The sequence below is a fragment of the Nannocystis punicea genome (genome assembly GCF_026965555.1).
GTDB classification, from domain to species: domain Bacteria; phylum Myxococcota_A; class Polyangia; order Nannocystales; family Nannocystaceae; genus Nannocystis; species Nannocystis punicea.
The window spans coordinates 8,023,614-8,047,943 of record NZ_CP114040.1 but is presented as its reverse complement, the minus strand read 5'-3'; the positions used below and the strand labels follow the sequence as shown (position 1 = coordinate 8,047,943).

Genomic DNA, 24,330 nt, shown 5'->3' with positions numbered 1-24,330 from the left:
GGGCCCGGGGATCCTGGCCAACTCCCGAGGCCGGTGACAAGGCTCGGCGTGCGCATACGCCCTGGCAACGCATACCCGCTCGGCGCCACCTGGGACGGCCGGACCGGGGTGAACTTCGCCCTCTACAGCGAGCACGCCTCGCGGGTCGAGCTCGTGCTCGTCGACGCCGACGGCGGCGAGCGAGGGGTGCAGCTGCGCGAGCGGACCGCCTTCGTGTGGCACGGCTTCGTCGAGGGCGTCGGCCCGGGCCAGCGCTACGGCTACCGCGTCTATGGCCCGTGGGCGCCGGACGAGGGCCTGCGGTTCAACCCGCGCAACCTGCTGATGGATCCGTACGCCAAGGCCTTCAGCGGCGTGACGCGGTGGGAGGACGGCGCGTTCTCCTACGACATCGCCAGCGACGACCCGGACCGCGATCGCCTCGCCAACCCGCGCGAGAGCCGGGGCGTCCCGCTCGGCGTGGTGATCGATCCGAGCTTCGACTGGCAGGACGACCGGGCGCCGAACACTCGGGTGCCGAAGACGATCATCTACGAGACGCACGTCAAGGGCCTGACGATGCGGCACCCGGAGGTCCCGCCGGAGCTGCGCGGGACCTACCTCGGCGTGGCGAGCACGCCGATCGTGCGTCACCTGAGCGAGCTCGGCGTCACCGCGGTCGAGCTGTTGCCGGTGCATCAATTCGTCGACGACAAGTTCCTGCTCGACCGCGGCCTGCGCAACTACTGGGGCTACAACACGATCGGCTTCTTCGCCCCGGACGTCCGCTACCGCAGCGGCCATCGCGTCGGCGACGAGGTGCGTCAGTTCAAGGAGATGGTGCGCGCGCTGCATCGGGCCGGCATCGAGGTGATCCTCGACGTCGTCTACAACCACACCGCCGAGGGCAACCACCTCGGGCCGACCTTCAGCTTCCGCGGCATCGACAACCCGACCTACTACCGCCTCGTGCCGGGCGAACCGCGCTACTACTTCGATTACACCGGCACCGGCAACAGCCTCAACGTGCGCCACCCGCAGACGCTGCAGCTCATCATGGACTCGCTGCGCTACTGGATCCTCGAGATGCACGTCGACGGGTTCCGCTTCGACCTCGCGGCCACGCTCGCGCGCGGGCTCTACGAGGTCGACCAGCTGTCGTCGTTCTTCACCATCATCCATCAGGACCCGGTGATCAGCCAGGTCAAGCTGATCGCCGAGCCGTGGGACCTCGGCGAGGGCGGCTACCAGGTCGGCAACTTCCCGGTGCGGTGGGCCGAGTGGAACGGCAAGTACCGCGACACCATGCGGTCGTTCTGGCGCGGCGACGGCGGCGTCGCCGGCGACCTCGGCTACCGTTTGTCGGGCAGCAGCGACCTCTATCAGAGCGACGGGCGCCGGCCGTACTCGAGCATCAACTTCGTCACCGCGCACGACGGCTTCACCCTGGCCGACCTGGTCGCCCACGACCACAAGCACAACGAGGCCAACGGCGAGGACAACCGCGACGGCAGCGACCACAACCTCTCGTGGAATTGCGGCGCCGAGGGCCCGACCGACGACCCCGAGGTGCTGGCGCTGCGGCGGCGGCAGCAGCGGAACTTCCTGGCGACGCTGCTGCTGTCGCAGGGCACGCCGATGATCGCCGGCGGCGACGAGATCGGGCGCACCCAGGGCGGCAACAACAACGCCTACTGCCAGGACAACGCGATCGGCTGGTACGACTGGGAGCTCGACGAGGAGCGGCGGGCGCTGCTGCGGTTCGTGCGGCGGACGATCCGGATCTACCACGAGCACCCCGCGCTGCAGCGGTCGAAGTTCTTCAAGGGCCGCAAGATCCGCGGCGGCGACGTCCATGACATCATGTGGCTCAGGCCCGACGGCGAGCCGATGTCCGACGACGACTGGCACAACCCGAGCACCCTCTGCCTCGGCATGTTCCTCGCCGGCCACGGCGTCGACGACGTCGACGACGACGGCGAGCCGATCCGCGACGACGACCTCCTCCTCGTGCTCAACGGCAGCCATGTCGCCGTCGAGTTCGTGCTGCCCGGCTTCCGCGGCGCGTGGGAGGTCCTCGTCGACACCGCCGACGACCACGCGCAGGGCCGGGTCGGCGGCGGCGACCGGGCGACCCTGCCGGCGAAGACCCTGGCGCTGTACCGCGCGGTCGATCACGAGCGGACCTATGCGACATGAACCTTCGACCATGCCCGATCTCGGCGCCGCGCTGGTTCCGGACGGCGTCCGCTTCCGCGTGTGGAGCACCCGCGCGGCGCAGGTCGCCGTCGTCGTCTACGAGCGATCGCACGACGGCGAGCCGCCGCGAGCCCGCGCCGAGCTGCCGCTGCACGGCCTCGGCGACGGCCTGTTCGAGGCGACCTACGACCTGCCCGAGGGCGCGCTCTACCGCTTCCAGCTGGACGACGCCGAGGTCCCCGACCCGTACGCGCGCGCCTTGCCGTACGGGGTCCACGGCCCGGCCGAGGTCGTCCGCGGGCGCCACGAGCCGCGCGCGACCGACTGGCGGCCGCGGCCGCTGGCGGAGTGCGTGATCTACGAGCTGCACGTCGGCACCTTCACGCCCGAGGGGACGTTCGCGGCGGCGGCCGCGAAGTTGCCGCTGCTGACCGAGCTCGGGGTCACCGCGATCGAGCTGATGCCGCTGTCGAGCTTCCCGGGGGCGCGCGGGTGGGGTTACGACGGCGTCGGCCACTTCGCGCCGTACGCCGGCTACGGCCGGCCCGACGACCTGCGCGCGCTCGTCGACGCCGCGCATTTGCTCGGCATGAACGTCCTCCTCGACGTCGTCTACAACCACTTCGGGCCGGAGGGGAACTACCTCGCCAGCTACAGCCCGGAGTACTTCGCCCACGAAGTGCAGACGCCGTGGGGCGACGCCCTGAACTTCGCCACGCCGGCGATGCGCCGCTTCGTGGTGGCCAACGCCCGCTACTGGCTGACGGAGTTCGGCTTCGACGGCCTGCGCCTCGACGCCACGCACGCGATGTTCGACCCCGACGAGCCGCCGATCCTCGCCGAGCTCGCGGCCGACGTCCGCGGCCTGCCGCACCACCATTTGCTCATCGCCGAGGACGAGACCAACGATCCGGCGCTGGTGCTCCAGCGCGGCCTCGACGCGATCTGGGCCGACGATTTCCACCACGTCGTCCACGTCCTGGTGACCGGCGAGCGCGACGGCTACTACGCCGCCTTCGAGCCGCGCGTCGCCGACCTCGCCCGCTGCATCGAGCGCGGCTTCGTCTACGAGGGCCAGGCGTGGCCGCCGTCGGGCAAGCCGCGCGGCGCCGACGCCAGCGGCCTCGCGGCGCAGTCGTTCGTCTACTGCCTGCAGAACCACGACCAGATCGGCAACCGGGCCCTCGGCGAGCGCCTGCACCACCTGACGGAGCTCGACAGGTACTGCGCCGCCTCGGCGCTGCTGCTGTTCCTGCCGATGACGCCGCTGCTGTTCATGGGCCAGGAGTGGGCCGCGAGCGCGCCGTGGCAGTACTTCACGGATCACCCGCAGGAGCTCGGCGAGCGGGTGACCGCCGGCCGCCGCGCCGAGTTCAAGCTGTTCGCCGCGTTCCACGATCCCGAGCGCCGCGAGCGGATCCCCGATCCGCAGCAGGCCGAGACCTTCGAGCGCTCGCGCCTCGACTGGTCCGAGCGCGACAGGGGCCCGCACGCCGGGGTACTCGCGCTCTACCGCGCGCTGCTCGGCCTGCGGCGGCGCGACCTCACGCTCAAGGTACAGGACCGATCGAGCATGTCCGTGGGGACATCCGATGAGGATGTCCTTTGGGTCATGCGCAGCGGCCCTGGCGGCGACCGCCTGCTCGTCGTCGACTTCGGTCCGCGCGCTGACCCGGGCCCGCCGGCCGCGCTCGCGGGACGCCGCTGGCGCCCGCTGCTGACCAGCGGCGCCGAGGTGCACCCCGACCTGCCGCCGGCGCGCGCGGCGATCTACGCCGGCGACGGAGACGCGCCGTGACGATCCCCGCCTCGACCTATCGCCTGCAGCTCCACGCCGGCTTCGGCTTCCGCGCCGCCGACGCGATCACCGACTACCTCGACGCCCTCGGCGTCGACGCCGTCTACACCTCGCCGTACCTCCACGCCGAGCGCGGCAGCACCCACGGCTACAACATCGTCGATCACGGGCGCCTCGGCCCCGAGCTCGGCGACGAGGCCGACTACGACGCCTGGACCGACCACCTCCGCGCCCGCGGCCTCGGCCACGTGCTCGACTTCGTGCCGAACCACATGGGCATCGGCAGCGGCGAGAACCGCTGGTGGAACGACGTGCTCGAGAGCGGCGAGGCCTCGCTTCACGAGGGCTGGTTCGACATCGAGTGGGCGCCGCCGAAGGTCGGCATGGCCGGCAAGGTGCTGCTGCCGATCCTCGGGCGTCAGTTCGGCGAGGCGCTCGAGGCCGGCGAGCTGAAGGTCGTCCGCGACGGGGGGAGCTTCTTCGTCGCCTACTACGAGCGCCGCCTGCCGGCCGCGATCAATTCGTTGCCGCGGATCTTGCGGCCGGCGCTGGCCCGCCTGACGCTCGCGGCCGACGACTCGACGCTGGCCGAGCTCCACAGCGTGCTGACGGCGATCGATCACCTGCCCGGCGAGTCGAGCACGCCGGCCGACGCGCGCGAGCAGCGGGCCCGCGAGAAGGACGTGATCAAGCGCCGCCTCGCCGCGCTGCTCGGCGAGTCGGAGGCGATCGCCGCCGCCGTCGACGCGACGCTCCACGAGCTCGCGGGGACCCCCGGCGACCCGCGCAGCTTCGACGCCCTCGAGACCTTCCTGGGCGAGCAGGTCTACCGCCTGAGCTTCTGGCGGGTCGCCACCGAGGAGATCAACTACCGCCGCTTCTTCGATGTCAACGAGCTCGCGGCGATCAAGATGGAGGACCCCGCGGTGTTCTCGGCCGCGCACGCGCTCGTGTTGCGCAAGGTCTCCGAGGGCCGGATCACCGGCCTGCGGCTCGACCACACCGACGGCCTCTACGACCCCGCGGCCTACTTCGAGGTGCTGCAGGCCGAGGCGCGGGCGCACGCGCCGGCGGACACGCAGCCGCTGTACCTCGTGATCGAGAAGATCTTGGAGCCCGGCGAGGCGCTGCCGCGGCACTGGCAGGTCGACGGGACCACCGGCTACGACTTCCTCGCGGCCGTCAACGGCCTGTGGATCCGCGCCGAGGCGGGGCCGCGGCTGACTCGCTTCTATCACCGCTTCATCGCCGCCGAGGGCGACTACGCGTCGGTCGCCCACGCGTCGCAGATCGCGATCCTGCGCGCCAGCCTGTCGAGCGAGATCCACATGCTCGCGCACCGGCTCGAGCGGATCGCCCAGGCGAGCCGGCGCTCGCGGGACTTCACCCGCATCAGCCTGACCAGCGCGATCGTCGAGACGATCGCGGCGTTCCCGGTCTATCGCACCTACGTGCGGCCCGACGGCACGCGGACCGCGAGCGACGACGCGTGCATCGACCGCGCCCTGCGCCGGGCCCGGCGCCGCCGACCCGACCTCGACGTCAGCGTGTTCGAGTTCTTGCGCGACCTGTTGATGCTGCGCAACCTGCCCGAAGAGGCAGGTGTCCGCGCCGAGGCGGTGCGCTTCGCCATGCGCTTCGCCCAGCTGACCGGCCCGGTGATCGCCAAGGGCCTCGAGGACACCGCGTTCTACCGCTACAACCGGCTGGTCTGCCTCAACGAGGTCGGCTGCGACCCGGGCTCGTTCGGCGCCGCGGTCGACGAGTTCCACGCGCACAACCGGCGCCAGCGCGAGTGGTCCCCGCGGACGATGACGACCACCGCGACGCACGACACCAAGCGCGGCGAGGACCTGCGGGCGCGGCTGGCGGTGCTGTCGGAGCTGCCGGACGAGTGGCGGCGGGCGGTCTCGGCGTGGAGCCGGATGGCGCGGCCGCACCGGACCGAGGTCGACGGCGAGCTCGCGCCGAGCCGCAACGACGCCTACCTGTTCTATCAGACAGTCGTGGGCGGCCTGCCGCTCGACGAGCTCGGCGAGGGCGACGCGGTCCCGCCCGCGTTCGTCGATCGAGTCGCCGCGACCATGGAGAAGGCCACGCGCGAGGCCAAGGAGCACACCAGCTGGATCTCCGCCGACCCGGAGTACGACGCCGCGGTGCAGAAATTCGTGCGCGAGATGCTGGCGCACCCCGGCTTCTGCGGTCCGGCCGCGGCGCTGGCCCGCAAGATCGCCCTCCACGGCGCCGTCAACGGGCTGGCGCAGCTGTGCCTGCGGCTCGCCTCGCCCGGCGTGCCCGACACCTACCAGGGCGGCGAGCTGTGGAACTTCTCCTTCGTCGATCCCGACAATCGCCGGCCCGTCGACTACGAGCGGCGGCGGCAGGCGCTGGCCGACATCCAGGCGCGGGCGTCCGACCCGGCGGGCCGCGCCCGCGAGCTGCTGGCGAACTACCTCGACGGACGGATCAAGCTGATGATCCTGCACCTCGGCCTCGTGCATCGCCGCCGGCAGCGGGCGCTCTATCTCGCGGGCAGCTACGCGCCGATCGCCGCCGGCAAGCACGTGGTGGCGTTCCGCCGCGGGCACGGCGAGCAGGAGCTCGTCTGCGTGGTGCCGCGGCTGACGTACACGCTGATGGGAGGCCGCGCCGCCTGGCCGCTCGGCGCGGCGTGGGGCGAGCAGAGCCTCGAGCTCGGCGGGGCGGCGAGCTGGCGCGACCTCCTCACCGGCGCCGAGCACCGTGGCGGCGCGCTGCCGCTGGCCGAGGTATTCGCCGACCTGCCGGTCTCGCTGCTGGTCCGCGCGTGAATCGCGGGCCGCCCGGAGCGGTGGCAGCGAGCGCGAGCGGTACTATGCAGGGGCATGCCTCCTTCATCCTCCGCGCGCGGCGCGATCGTCACCGGAGCGGGCCGCGGGCTCGGGCGGGCCATCGCCCGCGCGCTGCTGGCCGACGGCTATCGCGTGGTCCTCGTCGACGTCGACCGCGAGGCCGGCGAGGACGCGCTCGCCGCCTTCGCCGCTCCCGGGGCCGCGTGGTTCGTGCAGGCCGACGTGAGCCGCGAGCCCGAGGTCGCGGCCGCGGTCGCCGAGGCGCTGGCGCGGCTCGGTCGCCTCGACGCTCTGGTCAACAACGCGGCGCTCGCCGACCCGCACAGCGGGCCGCCCGCGACGCTGTCGCTGGCCCGCTGGGAGCGGGTGCTGGCGATCAACCTCACCGGGTCGATGCTGTGCTGCAAGCACGCGGCGCCGCACCTCCAGGCGACGCGCGGGGCGATCGTCAACATCGCGTCGACGCGCGCGCACCAGTCGGAGCCCGACACCGAGGCGTACGCGGCCAGCAAGGGCGGTCTGGTCGCGCTGACGCACGCGCTCGCGCGCAGCCTCGGGCCGGCGGTGCGCGTCAACTGCGTCAGCCCGGGCTGGATCGACACCCGCGACGAGCGCGGCCCCGACCGCCCCGAGCCGCCGCCGCTGCGCCCGATCGACCACGCGCAGCACCCGGTCGGTCGGGTCGGCCGACCCGACGACGTCGCGGCGATGGTCGCCTTCCTGCTGTCCGACCGCGCCGGCTTCGTCACCGCCCAGGAGTTCGTGGTCGACGGCGGGATGACGCGCGCGATGATCTACGCCGAGTAGGCTGGCCTGCGAGACATGTCCTTGAGGACATGGTGTACGAAACCGGGCCTTCAAGACATGTCCTGGAGGACATGACCCTTCGCTAGCCCGCGCGGCCCTCGGTCAGAAGCGGACCTGCAGCCCGCCGGTCCACCCGCCGTAGGGGGTGCGCGTCACCGACGGGGCGAGCTGGTGCTCGCGGATGGCCTTCTGGAAGGCCGTGCGTTGCTTGATGCCCCGCGAGATCATCGGGATGCCGCCGCCGAGGCCGCCGCCGCCGACGACCAGCATCGGCAGGTGGAGGTACACGCACGACGGGCAGATGCCGAGGAACACGACCCCGGTGATGAACAGCGGGGCGCCGATGGCGGTGAGGACGCTGCCGCCGGCGATGAGGCCGGTGCCGGTCTTGCTGGGGATCGGCGGCGGGATATAGGCGCGCAGCGACGCGACCCCGTTCTTGGGGATCACGAGGATCTGCCCGGTGGTGCCGTCGATCAGGGTGAAGGTGTCGAGCTGCACGGCGCCGACGCGGCCGCGGAGGACCTTGCCGCCCTTGAGCTCGACGATGACGTCGTAGCCGTCGACGCCCTCCCAGGCGGCGTCGGTCACCGCGGCGCTCACGTTCACGGCGGCGCCGAAGCCCAGGGACGGCGGCGCTGCGGGCCCGGGCTGGGCCGAGGGCGCGGGCGCAGGCGATTCCGCGGGCGAGGGCGACTCAGCGGGCGGCGGCGCAGGCGATTCCGCGGGCGGCGGCACCGACGCGAGCGGGTCGGTGGCCGAGGCCGGTGCGGGTGCCGGTGCGGGCGTGGACTTCGAGCCGGGCTTCTTCACCGCGGCGGCCGAGGACGCCGGCGCCTGGACAGGCGGCTGCGCGGGCGGCTGCGCGAGGGCGTCGGTCGGCAGGGCGAGGGCGAGGCAGCCCGCCAGCACCTGGGCCGCGCGCCGGGGCCCTGAGCCGCGCGCGGGCGGGACGTGGGCGATCCAGCCGAAGGTCGTCGTCCGGACGCTCCAGTCGCCGAGGTCGGGGAGCCGGTGGTCGTAGCCGGGGGCCGGGATCCCGAACTCGGGCTGGCGGAGGAAGATCGCCAGCGGACCGTCGGGGTCGGCGGTGCCAGCTCCGGGGAGCACGCCGAGCTCCTCGTCGAGGAACGGGCGCGGCTCGACGTCGGCCGCCGAGGTGCGCACGAACGCGGCGACATCGGGCGGCGCGAGCGGCTCGGAGGCAGCGTCGTCGCGGAAGCGCAGTTGCAGCGCGGAGGGCTCTAGCGCCATCACCCGCAGCGTATCACCGCCGCTTGAAAATGTCGGCCACCAGTTTGGCTTCGACGCCGGCCTGACGCTCGAGGACCATGGGGCGCAGCGCCCGGTCGACCTCGTTGAGCCGGTCGATGAAGCTCGCGCTCAGCGGCCGGCCGGCGTCGATGCAGGCGTAGAGCTCGTCGAAGGCCTCGAGGTGGCGCGCATCGACGCCGTCGGCGAGGTCGCCGTCGGCCGCGTCGACCGGCTCGCGCTTCCGCTCGGGACGGACCACCCGGGCGGCCGCCGCCGGGTCGCCGCGGCCGATCCACGCCAGCACCTCGGCGGCCACCCGCTCCGGGTCGCGGAGGAAGCTGTCGTACGACAGGACGTGGGCGGGGTAGCCCCGGATCGCCAGGTCGCGGATCAGCGCGAAGTTCGAGCACCACCAGTCGAGCGCCGGCGGCAGGTTGGTGTCGTCGACCCCGACGCGGCGGATCGAGGCGACGTAGCCGCGCCAGTCGCGGACGGTGGCGATGCAGCGGTCGAGGAAGGCGACGTCGCTGCGGACCAGCCCGGGGATGAAGATCTTGACCGCGTGGTCGCGGGTCGCCAGCGGCGCCAGGTAGGCGCCGGTCAGCGGGTGCGGGTTGGTCCGATAGTTGATGCCGCTCATCAACTCGGACTCGAAGAAACCGTCGGGGTTGGCGTCGCGGAGGAGCTCGCCCCAGCCGGCCGGGAAGCGGTCGCCGATATACGGCAAGCCGGCCGCGACCAGCACGTGCATCCACATCGACGTGCCGGAGCGCTTGGTGCCGGTGATGACGATCATCCGCGCTCAGAGCTCGCGCAGGTAGGCCGCGATCGCGTCGACGTCGGCCTCGGGCGCGGCCGTCGAACGGGTGGTCACGATCATGTCGCGGATGGCCGCCTCGAGGGTCGGGGCGCGGCCGTCGTGCATGTAGGGCGGGTGGAGGGAGATCCGCCGCAGCGTCGGGACCTGCTTGTCCTGGCCGGCGATCCGCTCGGTCCGCTGGCCGCCGAACGCGGGGCCGTCGTGGCAGGTCGCGCAGCCGTAGCTGACGAACAGCGTCTCGCCGGCCGCCGCGAGCGACGCGTCCGCGACGCCGGTGGCCACCGCCGGCCGCTGCTGCTCGAACATCCACCGCGTGAACGAATCGCCGCGCTCCGGCGACTGGCGCTTGCCGCCCATGCGATGGGCGAGGACCTCGGCCATCAGCACGTCGAAGTCGGCCATGTCGCCGTCCCAGTGGTACGGCGCGGTGTCGGCGAGGCCGACGTCGAGCGCCTGGGTGCGCCGGGGCCCGAGGTCCTTGAAGTCCCAGACGTGGCCGTCGTCGGTGCCCTCGGGGTGGCACGAGGCGCAGCTCAGCCCCGAGTCGGTGGCGCGGTGGAAGATCTCGTGGCCGGTGTCGAAGCGAGCCTCGCCCTCGAGGGCGATCTTCTCGAAGACGCCGCCGGGGGGGCCGTCGAGGATGACGATCTGCGCGGGCTCGCGGCTCTGCATGACCAGGCGACCGCTCGCGGCGTAGGCGACCGCGGTGATCTGGCCGTAGTCGTTCTCGTCGGGGCTCCCGCAGCCGGGTTGGTCCTTGTGCTCGACCCGCACCGAGTTCTCGGGGAAGTCCGTGAAGAAGGTCTCCTGATTCGGACGCTTGGACTTGACCCGATCCTCCGGGCGGATGGCGCCGGGGACCGCCATCGCCACGAAGCCGTCCGCCGTCATCGCGGCGTCGACCGTGAGCTTCGAGCCGGGGAGCTGCGTGGTCCGGACCTCGCCGTCGGAGAAGACCGTGATCGCGGTGCTGACGAGCCCGGTGTCGCAGAAACCTCCGCCGCCGTAGGGCGAGCCGCCGTCCGGGAGCTCGTCCGGGCCGGGGTTGATCGGCACGGGCTTGGTGCTCGCCAGCTGATGCAGCATCGCCACGTCGCCGAACTCGGTGACCCACGTGCGCCAGGCGACGTGCGGGACGAAGTCGCTGGTCGAGTCGACCGCGAGGCGAGAGCCGTCGAGGCCGATGACCTTCGCCGACCGGAAGAGGGAGACCTTGACCTCGCCGTTGACGATGAGGACGTCGCGAAGGTCGGGCTCGAGCTCCCACCGCTCGAGGAGCGAGCCGCCCTCGGTGAGGTGAAGGAGCGAGCCGCCGGCGCAGGCGACGTAGAGCGAGGTGTCGGCGTCGTCGAAGGCGATGCCGCGGGGCTCGGGGCAGAGGGCGTGGCGGGCGGTGACGGTGCCCTCGAGCGGATCGATGGTGGCGACGCTGCCGCTGCCGCGGAGGACGACGTGGGCCCGGCCGTCGCTGCCGAGAGCGATGCGGTGCGGCTGATCGCCGGGCTTGAGGGCGATGGTGTGGCGGACCTCGCCGGCGTCGAGGTCGACGACGTGAATGACGTCGCGGTCAGGGTCGGCGGCGATCGCCAGATCGTCGGCGGTCAGCGTGAGCGTGCCGCCGAGGATCGGCGGCGGCCGGACCGTCGACTCGACGACGACCGCGTTGTCGAGTGGATCGAGATCGATAGCGTCTTGACAGCTCGTCAGGACCAACGAACACACGGCGATAGCGCGAAGATAAGTCATGGTACCCCTCTCGTCGGGGAGCGGCGTGGTCTCGCCCGGCCTACCCCGACATCGAAGTGTAGCCCAATCGCGAGGCCGATGCGGTAGGGGATCCGCTTCCAGACCTCGACCCCCCGGCGCTCATAGGTCCGGGTGCGGACGCTGAAGCCCTGGAGGAGGGCGACGCTGAGCCCGACCCGACCGGCGTTCCACGCGAACTTGAGGGGGACCTGGAAGTCGGGGTCGACGCGGTGAACGAGCCCCAGGTCGGTGGCGGCGCGGTGGACGAGGATGCCGCCGGTGAGGCCGACGCTCCCCCACAGCGAGTCCCGGCCCAGGCGCCGCCGGGCGACGAAGCCGGCGCCGATCGGGAAGTCGTTGACGCCGACGACGTCGCGGTCGGGGGCGACGAACATGCCGGCGTGAAAGGTGCCGGAGAAGCCCTGCAGGCGCCCGGCCTCGAGGTTGAAGAGGACCAGCGCCTCGGTGGTCCGGATCCGCCACACGGGCCCGACCAGGAGATCGATCCGGACCGCGCGGAGGGTCCGCGGATCGGGCCGGGTCGTGGTCAGGACGGGCCCGGAGCCGAGCGGAGCGACGGGCGCCGGCGCGCCGACCGAGGGGCGCTCGCTCGCTTCGGGGCGAGGCTCGGCGAGAGGGGCGACGCCGTCGGCCGGGAGCGACGACGGGCGGGCGTCGGGCGCGACGAAGTCCGCCGGGAGCGGAGCGGGGCCGTCGCCGGGAAAGGGAGGCGCGGGCGCGGATGGCCCCGCCCCGGGGTCCAGGGGAGCGATCGCCTCGGCCGGTCCGGCCGACGGTCGCGGGGACTGGACCGGGGCCTGGAGGGGCGCGCTGGCACCGGCCGGGAGTTCGCGCGGCCCCGACGGGGCGGCTCCATCCTTTGTCAGGGGGACGTCGTCCGCGGGGGCCGACGCCGGCGACCCGAACACGAACACGACGAACGCGAGGGAGAGGGAGCAGAGCACGGACACGCCGGCGACGTCGAGGCCGCCCCGCTCACTCTACCGGACCTTCGAGGCGATGTGCCTGCGAACCTGCCAGGGCGACCGGGGGCCCGCCGGGAGCGGAGAGGCTCCCGGGCCGACACCGGGCGGGTCGCGGCGTCGAGCGGTCGCCTCGCTCGACGCCGCGGTCGCTCGCTCCACGAAGATCGCTCCGTCGCGGTCGGCGGGCGAGACTGGCTCGCCCCGAGCACGGCGCCACGGAGGTCCGGCCCGGCCCGGTTGCGAAGGTCGAGGGAGCTTCCCGCTCGCGGCGCTCCATTCGAGCGACTCGCGGCGGTCCTGGTCCGAGAGCGCCCGCGCACGGGCCCGATGCGGGGGCGCTCCGGGGCGCTCTCCCGGAACGGCCGCGCCTCCGTAGTTCGATTGGCTCGTCGCGCATCTCGTCCGCGCGTCCCGGCGAGCTGCTCCTCGACCCATGCTCGAATGGCCCGACGCATCACGAATAGGCTGTGCTCATATCGCCCCGGCGGTCATCGCCCCGAATCTCGTGGTCGAGCCGGCTTCACTCCTTGTCGGCCACCACGAAGACATGCGACCTTCAGGCACGCGTCGTCGAGCCGCGTCCCAGAGGATCGCGCTGTGGAGATTCGCCGCCTTCAGGTCGGCTCCGTGCGATCGACCGGAGGGCGCATCGCCATTGCGAGTACCGCTCGAGATTCATGGCACTGCGGCGCACCCGCGGCGCGGCGATCCGCATGCGTTCTCATCGGCGGACACGCTCCCGAGGAAGCCGCCGCCTGTCTGCGTGCCCTCGAGGCCGCGGCCATCGCGTTCCGGGCGGAGGAGCTGCGCGCGGACGGGCGGCGGACCCGTGTCCGTGATCCGGGGCGCGGGGCGAGCCGACTGTGTCATTTTCGCGACGAAGCTGTACGGCGCGTAAGAACGTTGTTCTCGCCGCTAATTCACCGATCGCGGGGAAATATCACGAATTCTGCGGAGCAACCCCGACGAAGTTTGTCACGTAGATGTGACAATAAAGCCTTCATTCTGCAAACTCGGCCTGACACCTTCGCGTCGGCGCCGCAACCCCGCGAGACGGCGCTGGACGGCGGAATTCCCCGGCGTCGACGGGATTGAGCCCGATCTCGCAGCTGCCCGCTCCGTGACGATCGTGACCTGAACGTAACAAGGACCTGGCCGTCGGGGCTCGCCGAGCGGTTCCCACGCAGGCGCTCGCAGGAGCGCGGGGACGCGCTCGTTGGCCGCGTGAGGCGGCCGCGGGCCCGTGTCTTCGCCGCGAGAGCGCTCGACGTCACCGCCGCCGTCGCGCGATCGGGGCCTTGTTTTGCCGGCACCCCACAGCAGTGACTCCGATGATTCGCCGCCGCCGATTCGTATCCTCGCGCTCGCTCCAAGTCGGTGTCGGCCTCGCCGCCCTCCTCGCCGGGGCGCCGGCGCGAGCGGCTGCGCCGCCGGAGCCGGACCTCGAGATGTGGAGTCAGGTGCTCATCGACGCCAACCTCGACTCGCGGGCCAAGGGCCTGCGGCTGTCGCTCGACATGCAGATGCGGCGGATGAACGCCCCGCTGCAATACGTCAAGGACATGTCGGGGGCGGTGACGGACACGCGGCAGAACCCGAACACTGTCGTCATTCTGCGGCCGGCGATCGGGTACATGTGGGCCAAGTGGGGCGGGCTGTTCCTCGGTTACGCGTGGCAGCCGGACTTCTTCGACGACCGCGCGGTGGCCCGCACCAAGAACATCGACGAGCACCGGATCTACACCCAGCTCAACCTGCGCTGGCAGCGAGAGGGCCGCTTCGACCTCAGCGGGCGCAGCCGCCTCGAGCACCGGATCCGCTTCCACGGCCCCGGCAGCGACGACATCGTCGACGGCGAGCCGCAGCACGGGGGCCTGAGCCGGTGGGCCCACCGCTATCGCCAGCAGATCCGCTTCGCGGTCAACTTCAAGAAGGACGCCCCGTGGCAGCTGATCGTCTGGGACGAGTTCTTCATCCACCTCAACCGGACCGCCTTCACCACCGAGCGCGGGTTCGACCAGAACCGCGCGTTCATCGGCATCGGCTACGACACCAAGCCGGTGCGCGTCGAGGTCGGCTACATCAATCAATACGTGCGCCGCTTCCACGACCCCGACCAGCTGAACCACGTGTTCGCCCTGAACTTCATCATCAAGCTCGGCCACGCCAAGCACGCCGCGCACCCGCCCGCGCAGCCGGCCCCGGCGCCGGCCCTGCCGCCGCCGAATCATTGAGCGTAGCGACAATCGCGTGATCGATCGCGGCGAATCACCGGTGCGATGAATCGCCGGGCGCCGCGGTGACGACAACGACTCGGGTCAACGGCGGAGGGCGCGGCCTGCGGCGCGCGGGCGGCCGTCGCTCGCTCGTTCGGCGCCCGCCGCGGCGGCTGCGCAGCCCTGGCGTGGCCACGCATCTCCGGTCCCTGGCCGGCTGCAGGCGCGCGAGCGCGCGAGGTCTCGAGTCGTCGCTGCGCGCTCGGCCCTTGTTGGTCGGTCCCGTGCCGACTGCCATGATTCGCCGCCGCCCGCGCCTGCTCCCGCTCGCCGTCGGCGCCGGTGTCGCCGCGATCGGGGCTGTCGGTCCGGCGCGGGCGACCACGCCGCCGGAGCCGGACATCGGCATCTGGAATCAGGTGATGCTGGACGTCAACATGGACGCGAAGGCCAAGGGCCTGCGCCTGGCGCTCGACTTTCACCTGCGGCGGATGAACTCGCCGCTGCAATACGTCAAGGACATGTCGGGGGCGGTCGTCGAGACGCGGCAGAACCCCAACACGTTCGTCGTCGTGCGCCCGGCGATCGGCTATATGTGGGCCAAGTGGGGCGGGTTCTTCGTCGGTTACATCTGGCTGCCCGACTTCTTCGACGACCCGGTGTTCGCGCGCACCCGCAACGTCGACGAGCACCGGATCTACACCCAGCTGACGCTGCGCTGGGCGGTGGAGGGCCGCTTCGACATCAACTGGCGCAACCGCGTGGAGCACCGGATCCGCACCCACGGCATCGGCAGCGACGACATCGTCGACGGCGTGCCGCAGACGATGGGCATGAGCCGCTGGGCCCATCGGCTCCGCCAGCAGCTCCGTGTGGCCGTGAACCTCAAAAAAGGCGCGCCGTGGCAGCTCCTGCTCTACGACGAGTTCTTCTTCCACCTGACCCGCACTGCCTACACCGAGCCCGGCTTCGATCAGAACCGCGTGTTCGTCGGCCTGGCCTACGACACCAAGGCGGTCCGCGTCGAGTTCGGGTACCTCAATCAATACATCCAGCGCCCGCACGACCCCGACAACAACAATCACCTGCTCTCGATGGCCTTCATCATCAAGCTGGCGCCCGGACAGAAGGCCAAGCCCGCGGCGGCCGCTCCCGCGCCGCCGGACGAGGGGGGCGCGCCCGCGCCGAGGCGTTGACCGGGAGCGGCGGCAGGGGCTTTATTCATAGGACCGAACGGCGAGCTACCGCTCGCTGTCGAGGTGCGCCATCATCGGCGCCGGGTAGCGCTCGCCGGCCACGGCCGTCGCGGGCACTGCGGTCTCGAGCTCCGCGACCTCGGCGGCGGTCAGCTCGATCGCCACTGCGGCGATGGCGTCCTCGATCTGCTGCGGCGTGCGCGAGCCGATCGTCGGGATCACCGTCACGCCCTGCGCGGCCCCCTTGGCCCGCGCCCAGGCGATCGCGAGCTGCGCCGGCGAGACGCTCCTGGCGGCGGCCAGGCGGTGCAGGGCCGCGACCAGCGGTTGGTTCTTGACGGCGTTGTCGCCGCTGAAGCGGGGCAGGTGGGCCCGCATGTCGTCGCCCGCCGGCTTGCTGCCGGTCAGGAGCCCGCGCGACAGCACCCCGTAGGCCGTCATCGCCATCCCGTGGGTTCGCAGCGCCGGGATGATCGTCGCCTCCGGCCCGCGGCTCGCCAGGCCGTACTCGATCTGCAGGTCGCACAGCGGGTGCACGGCGGCGGCGCGGGCGATCGTCTCGGCGCCCACCTCCGACAGGCTGATGTAGCGGATGTAGCCCGCCTTCACCAGCTCGGCCAGCGCGCCGATGGTGTCCTCGATCGGCACGCGCGGGTCGAGGCGGGCCGGGCGGTAGATGTCGATGTAGTCGACGCCGAGGCGCGTCAGGCTGTAGGCCAGCGCGCTCTTGGTCGCGACCGGGCTGGCGTCGAAGCCGAGGAAGGCGCCGTCGGGCCCGCGCTGGCCGCCGTACTTCACGCTGAGCAGGACGCGGTCGCGGCGGCCGGCGATCGCCTTGCCGACCAGCAGCTCGTTCTTGCCCATGCCGTAGAAGTCGCCGGTGTCGAGCAGGTTGACGCCGCGCTCGAGGGCGGCGTGGATGGTGGCGATGCCCTCGGCGTCGTCGCGGACGCCGTACCAGCTGCCGGCGCCGAGGCCCATGCAACCGAGAGCGAGCGGGAAGACGGCGGGGCCGTGGGTACCGAGCTTCGTCGTGCGAGTCGTCATGGCCTCTATCTAACCCCTGGCGTCGCATCTTCCCAGTGAATAGGATGTATGGGAAACATGAACAACAGTTATGGACGGGACCTCGACCTGAACCTGCTGCGCGTGTTCGCCGTGGTGGCCGAGGTCGGCAGCGTGACCGAGGCGGCGCGGCGGCTGTACCTGACGCAGCCGGCCGTCAGCGCGGCGCTGCGCCGGCTGACCACGGCCGTGGGCGCGCCGCTGTTCGTGCGCAGCGGTCGCGGCCTGGTGCTGACGAGCCGCGGCGAGCGCTTGCGGGCGGGCGTCCAGCCGCACCTGCAGCCGCTGATCGACGCGGCGCTCGCCGCTCCGTCGTTCGATCCGTCGACCAGCGAGCGCACCCTGCGGCTCGGCCTGTCCGACTCCGCCGAGCTGTGGCTGTTGCCGCGCCTGCTGCAGGTCCTCGCGCTCGAGGCCCCGCACATGCGCGTCGTGGCGATCCCGGTCCAGTTCCGCACCGTGGGCGCCGCCCTGGCCGCGGGCCTCGACGCCGCGGTCACGGTCGCCGACGAATTGCCGACCTCGATCCGGCGCGAGCGCCTGATCTCCGGCGGCTTCACCTGCCTGTACGATCCGCGCCACGCTCGCCTGCGCAAGCTGAGCGAGCGCGAGTACTTCGCGCGCGAGCACGTCATCGTGTCGTACAACGGCGACCTGCGCGGCGTCGTCGAGGACTTCCTGGGCAAGACGCGGAACATCCGCTGCTCGGTGTCCTCGTTCGCCAACCTCGGCGCGCTGGTCGACGGCACGGCCCTGCTGGCGACCGTGCCGGTGCTGGTGGCCGAGCAGATCCGCAAGGTCCGGCCGCACCTGCGCACCACGCCGCTGCCGTTCCCCGTGCCGCTCGGGACCTTCGAGATGCTGTGGCCGGTCGCCAGCGACGACGACCCGCCGTGTCGCTTCGCCCGCGCGCACATCCAGCAGATCGCGCGGGCGATGGCGCCGAAGTGACGGGCGCCGCCGACGGCGAGCGCGGCGAGCGTCGATGCATGTCCTTTTGGACATGTACGATGATTCTATCGCAGCGGCGGCAGCGGCACGGGCGAGTCGTCGTGCAACGAGACGACCTCGACCGCCAGCGAGGGCAGCTCGACGATCGCGCAGGTGTGGCTGTCGCGCAGGCGCGTGCCGGCCACCGACCCGGGGTTGACGAATTGCAGGGGGCCGTGGCGGACGTTCATCGGCCGGTGCGTGTGGCCGAGCAGCACCAGGTCCGCGTCGTAGCCGCGCAGGGCTCGCTTGAGGCGCTTCGGCAGCTGCTCGGGCAGGACGGGCTCGTCGCCGCCGCCGGGGGCGATGTGGCTGAGCACCACGTGCACCCCCTCCCAGCAATAGGCGCGCTCGTGCGGCAGCGACTCGAGGAAGGCCACAGCGTCGGCGCCGAGCCGCGGCTCCTGGTCGGCCGGGTCGCGCTCGTGGTAGCGGCGCACCGCGTTGTCGTCATGATTGCCGCGGACGCACACCACGAGGTGATTGTGCAGGGTGTCGACGACCCGCTCGCCGTCGGGCCCCTTCTCGACCAGGTCGCCCAGGCACACGACCTTGTCGACCCCGTGGTCTTCGAGGATGGCGAGCGCCCGCAGCAGGGCGCGATGGTCCGCATGAATGTCCGAGATCAAGCCGAGGCGCATGGCCGTGAGCTCCCGAGCGACTGAAATTCCCGACGCCGCCGCGAGCGCTCATGGTGAGCGCGCGGCGAACCAGCGATGAACCGGGGGGGCGGAATTCAGTGCACGGGAGGGGCCTGGCCGGAGGCGACGGGGAGCTTGGCCGAAAATCGTCGCCGGCGCCAGCCTGGGCCGTAACGGCCCCGGCGGGCACGTGCGTGCCCCGGCGCGGGAGCCCGCGCGAGGGCGACCGGCGCGGAGGCGAGGCCCGCTCCGGCCTCGGTCGCCAGGGCGGCGGTGACCTGTCCTGAGGGCAAGGTGTGGGCAGCGTCGCGGGCGAACCAGCAGGGCGTCGAGGGACGCAGGTCGAGGCCCTGCCCGGCCATCCGTCGCTCGCAACCTCCGGAGCGCCGCGACGGCGTTCACCGGCCGTCGTACACCTCGCACCGCGATGAACCGCGAGCCCGCGGTCATGGCATCCCCGGGGTGGAAGACCCGTGCGTCGAGGCGGCGACCCGCCGCGGTCACACTGGCAGAGTGAGGCAACGCGTGCCTCGTCGCAGCCGGGCCGCGGCCGCGCGTCCGGGGCGAACCGGCGACGTGCTAGGTTTCGCGCGTGGTGCGTCGATCGTCGCGTACCGCCGAGACAACCCCCAATCTCCAGTTTCATCGATGGCGAAATCAAAGTCCCAGTCCACCGTTCAGCCGGGCGATCCGGTCGGGCCGAAGCACACCAAGCTGCTCGAGTTCCTGTCGACGCGCGGCCAGGTCGAATTCGACGCCAAGCAGGTGAAGCGCGGCCAGCAGCTGCTCAAGCAGGCCCGCGCCGAGCTGCTCGGCCCGCTGCCGAAAGACAGGCCGGTGGCGATCTTCGACGGCTGGGTGCGGCGGGTCACCCTGAAGACCCGCGAGGCGGCCGCGTTGTGGCCCGAGATCGCGGCCGCGCCGGCGCTGGCGCGGCTCGAGGAGATCGAGCTGCTGCTCGACGACGAGACGGACGCGTGGATCGAGGCCGCGGCTCGCCACCCGCTGCGGGTCACGCGATTTCACCTCGACGCCGAGAACGTCGACCCGGACAGCGGCGAGATCTTCGACGAGAGCGAGAACTCGGCGCGCATGGTGGCGGCCGCCAACGCGCTCTCCTACGCGACCGAGCTGGTGCTCGAGTTCTACGTCGACCCGACGTCGTCGCTCGCCGGGCTCGATCTGCCGCAGCTGACGAGCCTGTGGATCCGGGTGATGACGCCCGGCGACCACGAGCCCGACGCCGAGGTGCTGGCCACGCTGCACCAGGCCCACCTCCCGCAGCTGCGCCGACTCGCGTGGGAGAGCTCGACGCCGATCGATCCGGCGGCCGCGGCGGCCGTGCCGGCGCAGATCACCGAGCTGGGCTTCTGGGGCCCGAGCCACAACGCGGTGCTCCCGGCCCTGGTGGCCGCGCGGCCGTCCCTGACCGCGATCGGCGTGGCCAACCGCGACCGCGACGACCCGGAGGCGCTCGACGACGAGGCGCTGGGCAAGCTCTGCGAGGGCAAGCGCCTGTTCGGGCCGCGCTGCAACTACTACAAGAGCTTCAACGCGGGTTTCCGGATCTTGCACGAGCTCGACCGCGAGGCCGACGGCGCGGCGCACTTCGCCGCGCTGCGCGGACGCAACAGCCACGACGCCGACGTGCACTTCCAGTGCGGCTGCGCGATCGAGGACGACCAGGCGAGCGCGGAGGCCTATTGCGAGGCGCTCCTCGTCGACCCCGACCACGCCCCGTCGCACAACAACCTCGGCAACGCGCTGGTCGGGCTCGGACGCTGGCGCCCCGCGCTCTATCACCTCCAGCGCTACCTCGAGGTCGAGCCGGACTTCGCCGACGGCTGGCGCAACGTCGCCAAGGCCCACCGCGCGCTCGGCGACGAGGAGGCGGCGCTGGCCGCCGAGGCGAAGCTCCCGCAGGAAGCGTGAGGCGCAGCGCGAGTCCCCGACGCCGACCGAGCAGCGGCCGCGCCCGAGCGGCCGACCACGGGCCGCCGTCGTCGAATGTCCCCGAGGACATGGTCCTTGCGACCTGTCCTGGAGTTCGGACGAGCCGCCGGGCCGCGCCGGGGCGCCGCCGGCGATCGCGTCGTGGGCTCGTGCCGCGTCGGGCACGAAATGCTAGAGCTTGCAACAGATCGCGGTAGCGATCGGACCGACTCCCTGTTGCTCGCACATGATCCCGAAGCCCCCCGCGTCGGTCGGATAGAGCGCCTTCAGCTTGCGGTCACCAGCCGCGCACGAGCCGCCTCCGCCCGTCAGGACGTAGCCCTCGGGGCACGTCGTCATCGCACAGGTGCTGGGAACGGCCCCTGCGTCGTGGCAGTCTTCGTAGTTGGGGAAGCTGCTGACGTGGATGCATTGCAGCACCTGGTGGGCTCGGCTCTCGTCGCAGGAGCCGAGGATGACGCCGCCGCTGGTGAACGCCAGGGCGAGGCCGACGATGATGCTGCGGATACCGTACGATTTCGCCATGGCGGGGCTCGCAGTTTCAAAGGATTGGGGGCACGGGGGGAGCTTGCGGCGGCTGACAACCTCATGCCAGAGACCGAGGAAGGTCGATTGTCCCGGGACACACGGGCTGCAATCGCGCGATGAACCCGCGAGCGCTCCGATCCAGGCGCTCACCGCGGATCGAGTCACACCTGCGGCGCGTTGTCGGGCCCGCCTCGACGCAGCTGCGAACCCCCGGGCCTCGTCGAGCTTGCCCGAGCGCAGGGGACCCGGCGGGAGCATCCGCCGCGCGCAGGCCCTTCGCACGCGAGGCTCGCCTGTCCTGAGCGCCAGGTTGTTCGCGAAGGGAGAGCGCCCGGCACGAGGGCCCGCCGTCCGCGGCGGACTCGACCCGCCGCTCCGTGCGGGCCGTCACCCGGCGCTTCACCGCCCTGCGCCTCCGGGGCGTGGCCGCCGGCGGGCGAAGTCGCGCTGCAGTCTTCCGCCCGTGGTCCAGGCGTCTTGGCAGCCCTGAAAACCTCTGCCAGGATCCACGAACCGGCGGCGCGGCCGGTACTCCGTGCCTATCTCTTGGAACAGGTCTTTGTGAACATGTCGATTCGGACATCCATGATCTCGGCCGCGCGTGCCGTCGCGCTGCTGCTGCTGGCCGGCTGTACCGGCCGTCCGCTCGACGACCCGAGCAGCGCGAGCGGGTCCTCGGGCGTCGACTCGAGCGGCCCGGGCGACGGGTCGGCGGGCAGTTCGGTGTCGATCACCAGCGCGGGCTCGGGGGCGCCGCCGTCGACCAGCGGCGGCACGACCAGCGGAGCCGTCACCACCGGGGTGCCGGAGCCGATCCCTTCGACCTCCGAGGTCACGGCAGCGGCGACCGGGCCGGTCGAGACCGACGGCGGCGGACAGACCTTCGTGGTCGTGCCGGACGCGGGCGGCCCGACCCCGAATTGCGACCTGTGGCAGAACGACTGTCCCGCGGGACAGAAGTGCGCCTCGGCCTCGGACGACGGGGTCGCGTGGAACCATAGCCGCTGCGTCGACATCGTCCCGAACCCGGGCGACGTCGGCCAGCCGTGCCAGGTGTTCGGCTCGCTGATGAGCGGCGAGGACACCTGCGGCGCGCACCGCATGTGCTGGGACGTCGACCCGGTGAGCCTCACGGGCACCTGCATCGCCATGTGCACCGGCAGCGAGCGCGACCCGATCTGTCCCAGCGAGAGCTCGTGCGAGATCGGCTTCGACGGCAACCTGATCCCGTGCGTGCCCGGCTGCGATCCGCTCGATCCCGAGACCTGCCGCGAGGGGAGCGTCTGCGTGTTCCTCTCGCCGGAGCCGGTGCAGTTCGTGTGCGCGGGCGATGCCAGCGAGGACGCCGGCCACGCGTTCGATCCGTGCGAGTTCGCCAACGTCTGCAAGCCCGGCCTCGGCTGCCTCGAGATCGAGCTGGTGCCCTTCTGCGACCCGAACTTCATCGGCTGCTGCATCCCGTTCTGCGACGTGTTCGCGCCGAACACCTGTCCCGGGCAGGGGCTCGAGTGCGTGCCGCTGTTCGCCCCGGGCGAGGTGCCCGGAAAGGAGCACCTCGGTCGCTGTCTGCCGCCGCCTTGAGCCTGTCCTGGGTGTGTCTTTCAGGACATGTCCGTTGGGACACCGCCGCCGGGTCGAGATCCTTCTCACCCGCGAGAGCCTGCGATTGAGTTACCCTCGCTCGCGGAGAGCGACATGGACGACGAGGTTGTCAGGCTGCGGGCGCTACGGGACGCTCATCGACACGCGGAGCACCTCGCGGCCGCGTGCGCGCTGGTGGCCCGGCGACCGGGCGACGTCGAGGTCCAGATCGAGGCGGCGTACGGGCTCGATCGCGCGGGCGAGGAGGCGCGGGCGATCGTTCATTACGAGGCTGCGCGCCGCCTCGGCGTGCCGGCGCAGGAGCGGCGTCCGTTCACGGTCGGCCTCGGCTCGACCCTGCGGAACGTCGGCCGCCACGACGAGGCGGTCGCAGTGTTCGCGCGGGCGCTCGCGGAGGACCCGGGTTACGCGCCGTTCGCCGCCTTCCTGGCGCTGGCGCTGGCGTCCGCGGGTCGCTCGCGCGAGGCCCTGGCGACGATGCTCCAGTGCGCCCTCGAGGCCGCCCGCCCGGGCGCGTTCGACGGCTACGAGCGGGCGCTGGCGGGCTATCGGCGCGACCTCGCCCGCGGGGACGAAGACCCGGCGTCCGGTTAGCCGGCGCGCCGGTCCGCGGCTCACAGCCGCTGCAGGCCCCACGGCGGCGAGGCGTTGATCAGCCAGCCCGCGCGGCACTTCATGCGCACCGGGAGGAATTCGGCGCCGGCCTTGGTGGCGGTCCAGGTGTACTCGCCCGGGGGCACCTGGATGAACAGCACGCCGCCGTCGTCGCTGGTCCGGGTCAGGCCCGGCTCGGGGATGACGCTCGAGTTGAAGTAGATCGGGCCGTTCTCGGCCGGCAGCGGCGGGTCGAGGGTCACGACCACGTCGGCCTCGCCGTGGGCGCCCGCGTCGTAGATCGACTTGCCGACGCGGGTGACTGTCGTGACCATCTGACAGTATTTCTCCTCGTCGGGGGTGACCATGACGATCGCGGCCAGGGCGTCGTAGATCGCGTGGGTGACCGCCTGGAAGGTGATCCGCTGCAGGCCCTCCTCCGGGACGACGTGGGTGCCGGTCTGGATCGGGTGATAGTCGGGGTGGGTCATCGTCAGAGTGACGTCGGCGCCGACCGGCAGGCCCTCGAACTTGAACTTGCCGTCGGCCGCGGTCACCACGCTGCGGTCGGGGAACTCGAGGATCGAGACCTGCGCGCCGGCGATGCGCCCGTTGGGGCTGGCGTCGAACGGGATCGCGTCGCCCTCGACGGTCGCCACCAGCAGGCCGCTGCAGTCGGCCTTGCACTTGCCGCCGACGCCGTTGTCGGCCCCGTCGTCGCAGACCTCGGCGCCCGCGATCTCGCCGTCGCCGCACACCACCGGCTCGGCGGTCTCGCCGGTCTCGCTCTGGGTGGTGGCCTGGCTGTCGCCGTCGCTGCCGGCCGAGCCGCTGTCGCCGCAGGCCAGCAGGCCGCAGAGGGCCAGGGCGCCGGAGCGGCGGAGGAGGGCGGGGCGGAGGAGCGACGGGCAGGCGAGGCGAGGGCGCATGGCGCGAGCATCCTTCACTTCGCGCGGACGATGCAACCGGCGACAGGAATTTGCGGCGACGACGATGAAGCCCCGCGGGTCGCGATGAATCGCGGACGCGGGACGGCGAGGAAAGATGTCGCGGCGGCGACGGTGAAGCCCCGCAGGTAGCGATGAATCGCGGACGCGAGACGGCGAGGAAAGATGTCGCGGCGGC

At 72.1% G+C, this 24,330-nt stretch carries 18 protein-coding genes; 10 read left to right on the top strand and 8 right to left on the bottom strand.

Going from position 1 to position 24,330, the window contains the following annotated elements:
* The first annotated feature begins 48 nt into the window (after positions 1 to 48).
* From glgX to O0S08_RS30940, 4 genes are read left to right on the top strand one after another with little or no spacing between them, the layout of a single operon-like run.
* On the top strand, positions 49 to 2,178 hold the full coding sequence (gene glgX, locus O0S08_RS30955; protein WP_269032956.1) for a glycogen debranching protein GlgX: 2,130 nt from the start codon (positions 49 to 51) through the stop codon (positions 2,176 to 2,178).
* Positions 2,179 to 2,188: 10 nt separating this feature from the next.
* A complete protein-coding gene (treZ, locus tag O0S08_RS30950) occupies positions 2,189 to 3,976 on the top strand; it encodes a malto-oligosyltrehalose trehalohydrolase (protein ID WP_269032955.1) in 1,788 nt (595 codons plus the stop codon).
* The gene (gene treY, locus O0S08_RS30945; protein ID WP_269032954.1) at positions 3,973 to 6,786 is read left to right on the top strand and encodes a malto-oligosyltrehalose synthase; all 2,814 of its coding nucleotides are present in this window, start codon (positions 3,973 to 3,975) and stop codon (positions 6,784 to 6,786) included. The genes treZ and treY overlap by 4 nt, the downstream gene beginning before the upstream one ends.
* A gap of 54 nt (positions 6,787 to 6,840) precedes the next feature.
* Positions 6,841 to 7,614 (top strand): SDR family oxidoreductase, encoded by a 774-nt coding sequence (locus O0S08_RS30940; RefSeq protein WP_269032953.1) that lies wholly within the window; start codon positions 6,841 to 6,843, stop codon positions 7,612 to 7,614.
* Between the two features lie 102 nt (positions 7,615 to 7,716).
* Here the strand turns inward: O0S08_RS30940 and O0S08_RS30935 are convergent, their stop codons facing one another.
* The 4 genes from O0S08_RS30935 to O0S08_RS30920 are packed head-to-tail and all read right to left on the bottom strand — an operon-like array spanning position 7,717 to position 11,919.
* Positions 7,717 to 8,868, bottom strand: coding sequence for a hypothetical protein (locus O0S08_RS30935; RefSeq protein WP_269032952.1), 1,152 nt, complete (start codon positions 8,866 to 8,868; stop codon positions 7,717 to 7,719).
* 13 nt (positions 8,869 to 8,881) lie between these two features.
* Entirely contained in the window at positions 8,882 to 9,664 is a 783-nt protein-coding gene (locus O0S08_RS30930) for a sulfotransferase family protein (protein WP_269032951.1), read from the bottom strand.
* A gap of 6 nt (positions 9,665 to 9,670) precedes the next feature.
* Entirely contained in the window at positions 9,671 to 11,410 is a 1,740-nt protein-coding gene (locus O0S08_RS30925; protein WP_269032950.1) for a c-type cytochrome, read from the bottom strand.
* A gap of 20 nt (positions 11,411 to 11,430) precedes the next feature.
* Entirely contained in the window at positions 11,431 to 11,919 is a 489-nt protein-coding gene (locus tag O0S08_RS30920; RefSeq protein ID WP_269032949.1) for a hypothetical protein, read from the bottom strand.
* 1,832 nt (positions 11,920 to 13,751) lie between these two features.
* Between O0S08_RS30920 and O0S08_RS30915 the strand changes: the two genes are divergently transcribed.
* Together O0S08_RS30915 and O0S08_RS30910 are read left to right on the top strand one after the other, a co-directional pair.
* Positions 13,752 to 14,654, top strand: a complete 903-nt coding sequence (locus tag O0S08_RS30915) for a DUF2490 domain-containing protein (protein ID WP_269032948.1) — start codon at positions 13,752 to 13,754, stop codon at positions 14,652 to 14,654.
* Between the two features lie 278 nt (positions 14,655 to 14,932).
* On the top strand, positions 14,933 to 15,832 hold the full coding sequence (locus tag O0S08_RS30910; protein ID WP_269032947.1) for a DUF2490 domain-containing protein: 900 nt from the start codon (positions 14,933 to 14,935) through the stop codon (positions 15,830 to 15,832).
* A 45-nt stretch (positions 15,833 to 15,877) separates the two neighbouring features.
* On the opposite strand, the gene O0S08_RS30905 is transcribed toward O0S08_RS30910, so the two are convergent.
* Entirely contained in the window at positions 15,878 to 16,879 is a 1,002-nt protein-coding gene (locus O0S08_RS30905) for an aldo/keto reductase (protein WP_269032946.1), read from the bottom strand.
* 57 nt (positions 16,880 to 16,936) lie between these two features.
* Here O0S08_RS30905 and O0S08_RS30900 point away from each other — a divergent pair, with 57 nt between their 5' ends.
* The gene (locus O0S08_RS30900) at positions 16,937 to 17,848 is read left to right on the top strand and encodes a LysR family transcriptional regulator (protein WP_269032945.1); all 912 of its coding nucleotides are present in this window, start codon (positions 16,937 to 16,939) and stop codon (positions 17,846 to 17,848) included.
* 65 nt (positions 17,849 to 17,913) lie between these two features.
* Here the strand turns inward: O0S08_RS30900 and O0S08_RS30895 are convergent, their stop codons facing one another.
* Positions 17,914 to 18,528 (bottom strand): metallophosphoesterase family protein, encoded by a 615-nt coding sequence (locus O0S08_RS30895; RefSeq protein ID WP_269032944.1) that lies wholly within the window; start codon positions 18,526 to 18,528, stop codon positions 17,914 to 17,916.
* 648 nt (positions 18,529 to 19,176) lie between these two features.
* Here O0S08_RS30895 and O0S08_RS30890 point away from each other — a divergent pair.
* Positions 19,177 to 20,460 carry a hypothetical protein gene (locus tag O0S08_RS30890; protein WP_269032943.1) on the top strand — a complete coding sequence of 428 codons (1,284 nt, stop codon included), beginning with the start codon at positions 19,177 to 19,179 and terminating at the stop codon, positions 20,458 to 20,460.
* Between the two features lie 192 nt (positions 20,461 to 20,652).
* On the opposite strand, the gene O0S08_RS30885 is transcribed toward O0S08_RS30890, so the two are convergent.
* A complete protein-coding gene (locus O0S08_RS30885) occupies positions 20,653 to 21,006 on the bottom strand; it encodes a hypothetical protein (protein WP_269032942.1) in 354 nt (117 codons plus the stop codon).
* 570 nt (positions 21,007 to 21,576) lie between these two features.
* Here O0S08_RS30885 and O0S08_RS30880 point away from each other — a divergent pair.
* Both O0S08_RS30880 and O0S08_RS30875 read left to right on the top strand, forming a co-directional pair.
* Positions 21,577 to 22,590, top strand: a complete 1,014-nt coding sequence (locus O0S08_RS30880) for a hypothetical protein (protein ID WP_269032941.1) — start codon at positions 21,577 to 21,579, stop codon at positions 22,588 to 22,590.
* Between the two features lie 114 nt (positions 22,591 to 22,704).
* Positions 22,705 to 23,205 carry a tetratricopeptide repeat protein gene (locus O0S08_RS30875; protein ID WP_269032940.1) on the top strand — a complete coding sequence of 167 codons (501 nt, stop codon included), beginning with the start codon at positions 22,705 to 22,707 and terminating at the stop codon, positions 23,203 to 23,205.
* A gap of 20 nt (positions 23,206 to 23,225) precedes the next feature.
* Here the strand turns inward: O0S08_RS30875 and O0S08_RS30870 are convergent, their stop codons facing one another.
* Positions 23,226 to 24,134 (bottom strand): hypothetical protein, encoded by a 909-nt coding sequence (locus tag O0S08_RS30870; protein ID WP_269032939.1) that lies wholly within the window; start codon positions 24,132 to 24,134, stop codon positions 23,226 to 23,228.
* Between the last annotated feature and the right edge of the window lie 196 nt (positions 24,135 to 24,330).